This is a genomic window from Mesorhizobium sp. M7A.F.Ca.CA.004.06.1.1 (genome assembly GCF_003999135.1).
GTDB lineage: Bacteria > Pseudomonadota > Alphaproteobacteria > Rhizobiales > Rhizobiaceae > Mesorhizobium.
Window position 1 is genome coordinate 1 of record NZ_RZPQ01000624.1, and the last position, 3513, is coordinate 3513.

At 62.4% G+C, this 3513-nt stretch carries 5 protein-coding genes; 4 read left to right on the forward strand and 1 reads right to left on the reverse strand.

What is annotated here, in order from left to right:
• Nucleotides 1-157: 157 nt before the first annotated feature.
• The gene (locus tag EN906_RS27100; RefSeq protein ID WP_127270626.1) at nt 158-1009 is read right to left on the reverse strand and encodes a YihY/virulence factor BrkB family protein; all 852 of its coding nucleotides are present in this window, start codon (nt 1007-1009) and stop codon (nt 158-160) included.
• 55 nt (nt 1010-1064) lie between these two features.
• Here EN906_RS27100 and EN906_RS27105 point away from each other — a divergent pair, with 55 nt between their 5' ends.
• The 4 genes from EN906_RS27105 to EN906_RS27120 form a co-directional block, all read left to right on the forward strand.
• Complete coding sequence (locus EN906_RS27105; protein WP_127270628.1) at nt 1065-1931, forward strand: SDR family oxidoreductase; 867 nt, start codon at nt 1065-1067, stop codon at nt 1929-1931.
• 25 nt (nt 1932-1956) lie between these two features.
• Nucleotides 1957-2148 carry a twin transmembrane helix small protein gene (locus EN906_RS27110; protein ID WP_013529428.1) on the forward strand — a complete coding sequence of 64 codons (192 nt, stop codon included), beginning with the start codon at nt 1957-1959 and terminating at the stop codon, nt 2146-2148.
• 22 nt (nt 2149-2170) lie between these two features.
• Entirely contained in the window at nt 2171-2752 is a 582-nt protein-coding gene (locus EN906_RS27115; protein ID WP_127270629.1) for a cob(I)yrinic acid a,c-diamide adenosyltransferase, read from the forward strand.
• A 28-nt stretch (nt 2753-2780) separates the two neighbouring features.
• A partial coding sequence (locus EN906_RS27120; RefSeq protein ID WP_164777389.1) for a rhomboid family intramembrane serine protease occupies nt 2781-3513 on the forward strand: 733 nt, incomplete at its 3' end.

Consider the following 3513-nt stretch of genomic DNA (forward strand, 5'->3'; position numbering starts at 1 on the left):
GAATTGAGGAATTGAGGAATTGAGGAATTGAGGAATTGAGGAATTGAGGAATTGAGGAATTGAGGAATTGAGGAATTGAGGAAGAAGCACAGACAGCGCCGGATATGGCCCGCTTTTTCTCCAATCCTTCAGTTCTTCAATTCCTCAATTCTACCTGTCATCCCACCCGCGCACGTGCCTCCAGATAGCGGCTGATCGCAGCATTGAGCTCGCCGCCAAGGATGAAGATCGCCGAGACCATGTAGAGGAAGACCACGGCGATCATGATCGAGGCCAGGCCGGCATAGGTCGTCACATAGGACGAGAAGTGGTCGAGATAGGTGGCGAAGATGGTCGAACCGATAAGCCATGCCGCCAGCGTGAAGACGATGCCCGGCACCAGCGAGACGAAGCGGCGCTTGCCCGCCGGCAGCCAGAAATGCACGGCAAACAATCCGCCGACAATGACCGCCGAAGCGATGACGTAACGCCACAGCGTGATGGTGCCCATATAGGGCTTGATCCAGTCGATATGGGCTTCGGCGATCCGCGCCAGCAGCGGCGCGAACACCAGGAGCACGCTGATCGCCAGGAAACCGGCCGTGGCGATGAGAACGAAGATGATGCTCTGCACCCGGCGGTAGATGATGCCGCGCGTTTCCGAAACGCGATAGGCGCGGTTGAGCGACGTGCGCAGCGCCTCGATGCCGTTCGACGCAAAATAGGCAGCAAGCACCACACCATAGGTCAAAAGGTCGGTGCGCCGGACGGTCAGCACATTGAGCACTTCGCGCGCGATCGGCTTGGCGATCTGTTCGGGCCAGGTGTCGAAGACCAGATGCACGGCGGTGTCGGAGAACGCCTGCGCGCCCAGGAAGCTCGCCAGCGTCGTCGCGAAGATCAGGAACGGGAACAGTGCCATCAGCGATGTGATCGCCAGATGGCTGGCCATCGCCCAGCCGTCATCGGTGTTGAAATGGCCGAGCGCGTCGTAGAGGACCCGCTTGAGGGCTACGATCTTCCGCAACAAGAACCGCGCCCTCCAATTGTCTCCACGCCGGGAATATGGGAAGGGATTGCGGCAAATGGCAACCCTTGGCGAAACCACGAACAGTCCGGCGCGAAAGTTGCGCTCGATTATCATCACCGGTGCGTCTTCGGGAATAGGCGCGTACTGCGCCCGCGCGTTGAAGGCAGAAGGCTGGCGGGTGTTCGCAACGGCGCGCAAGCCGCAGGACATCGCCGCGCTCGAAGCCGATGGCATCGAGGCCTTCTATCTCGATTATTGCGAGCCGGACTCCATCGCCTCGCTGGTGGCGGCGGTGCTCGACCGCACCGGCGGCCGGCTCGACGCCCTTTTCAACAACGGCGCCTATGCGCAGCCGGGCGCCGTCGAGGATCTGCCCGTTGCGGCGCTCAAGCAGCAGTTCGAGGCGAATTTCTTCGGCTGGCATGATTTGACCCGCCGGCTGGTGCCGGTGATGCGCCGCCAGGGTGACGGCCGCATCGTCCACTGTTCGTCGATCCTTGGCCTCGTGCCGGTGCGCTTTCGCGGCGCCTATTCCGCGTCGAAGCATGCACTGGAGGCCTTGATGCTCTGCCAGCGCCAGGAACTGGCCGGCAGCGGCGTCCACGTTTCGCTGATCGAGCCGGGGCCGGTGAAGTCGAAGATCGCCAGCAATGGCCTCATTTGGTTTCTCAGCAACATCGACCACGAGAATTCCGTGCACCGCGTGGACTATGCGGCGCAACTCGAGCGGCTGCGGACCGGCGGCAGCCAATCGGCCTTGAAGCCAGGGCCGGAAGTCGTTCATGCGGCGCTGCGCCATGCACTTCTGTCGCGGCGCCCACGCCCGCACTATGTGGTAACAGTGCCGGCCAGGATCGGTGCGGTGCTCAAACGCATCCTGCCTGCATCGATGCTTTACCGCCTGATGGCCAAACGCGCCTGAACGCCAAAACAACTGGAACGAAACAATGGCAACCGTCTTCAACATTCTCGCCATTCTGGTCATGGTCGCCGTTGCGGTCGTGCTTGTTCGTGGCCTCATCAATATGATGCGCGGCGGCTCCGGCGTCACATCGAACAAGCTGATGCAGGCGCGCGTCATGCTGCAGGCCGTGGCGCTGGTGCTGATCCTGCTTGCGGTGTATTTCACCCGCAAGTGAGGGATGTCGGCGGGGAGGCGAAATGGTCAAGCTCAACAAGATCTACACCCGCACCGGCGATGATGGCACCACGGGTCTCGGCACCGGCGAGAGGCGGCTGAAATCCGACCTGCGGGTAGACGCCTACGGCACGGTCGACGAAGCCAATGCCTGCATCGGCATCGCCCGGGTCCACACGGCCGCGATCCATCCCGCGATCGACGCCATGCTTTCCCGCATCCAGAACGATCTGTTCGACCTCGGCGCCGATCTCGCCGTGCCCGACGACGGCAAGCCGCTCGGCTATGAGCCGCTTCGGATCGTCGCCGTGCAGACCGACCGGGTCGAAAAGGACATCGACCTTCTCAACAAGGAGCTTCAGCCGCTCAAATCCTTCGTGCTCAATGGCGGCACGCCGGCAGCGGCGGCACTTCACCTTGCCCGCACCGTGGCGCGGCGGGCCGAAAGGCTGATCGTGGCCCTTGCCCAGGATCCGGACGAGCACGTCAACCGCGACGGTCTGAAATACATCAACCGGGTCTCGGATTTCCTGTTTGTCGCCGCCCGGGCGGTCAATGACAACGGAAACGCCGACGTGCTATGGGTTCCCGGCAAGAACCGCTGATTGTCGAAAGCGGAAGAGGGCCTGGGGCATGTTCATCCCGCTTTACGACACCAACAGGCTGCGGCACATCAGGCTGCAATATGTGACCATCGGGCTGATCGTGGTCAATGCCCTGGTCTACCTTGCCACCGCGCTCGGCGGCGAGAGTTTCTCCAATGCCGCCGTGCTTGGTCTCGGCTTCATCCCGTCGGTCGTCCATGACACCGCCGAGCTCGATCCCCGTTTCATCGTCATCCCCGAAAGCCTGAGCTACCTCACCTATTCCTTCCTGCATGCAGACATCTTCCATCTCGGCGGCAACATGCTGTTCCTGTGGGTGTTCGGCGACAATGTCGAGGATGCGCTCGGCCACATCCGCTACCTCATCTTCTACCTGTTGTGCGCGATCGCCGGCGCCGCTTTCCAGGGCCTCGTCGCCTGGGATTCGCAGGCGCCGCTGATCGGTGCCTCCGGCGCCATCGCCGGCGTGGTCGTCGCCTATCTGATCCTTTATCCCAGGGTGAAGGTCTGGGTGCTGGCCTTTGCCCGCATTCCGCTCCGCATCCCGGCCTTCATCCCGCTCATCTTGTGGGTGCTGTTCCAGGTGGTGATGTTTGCCGCCGGCGGCGAGGACCAGATTTCGTGGGCCTGCCATATCGGCGGCATCATTGCCGGAGCCGTTCTTGTGCTCGTCCTGCGCAGCCGCGGCGTGCCGCTGTTTGCCGGCGCCGACGAGGACGTCGCGCCCACCGCTCCCGACCAACCGCCGGTTGCCACGGAAC

Excerpts from the sequence above, each read along its gene's own strand:
- EN906_RS27105 (WP_127270628.1), top strand. The coding sequence starts at position 1,065 with ATGGCAACCCTTGGCGAAACCACGAACAGTCCGGCGCGAAAGTTGCGC.
- EN906_RS27110 (WP_013529428.1), top strand. The coding sequence starts at position 1,957 with ATGGCAACCGTCTTCAACATTCTCGCCATTCTGGTCATGGTCGCCGTT.
- EN906_RS27115 (WP_127270629.1), top strand. The coding sequence starts at position 2,171 with ATGGTCAAGCTCAACAAGATCTACACCCGCACCGGCGATGATGGCACC.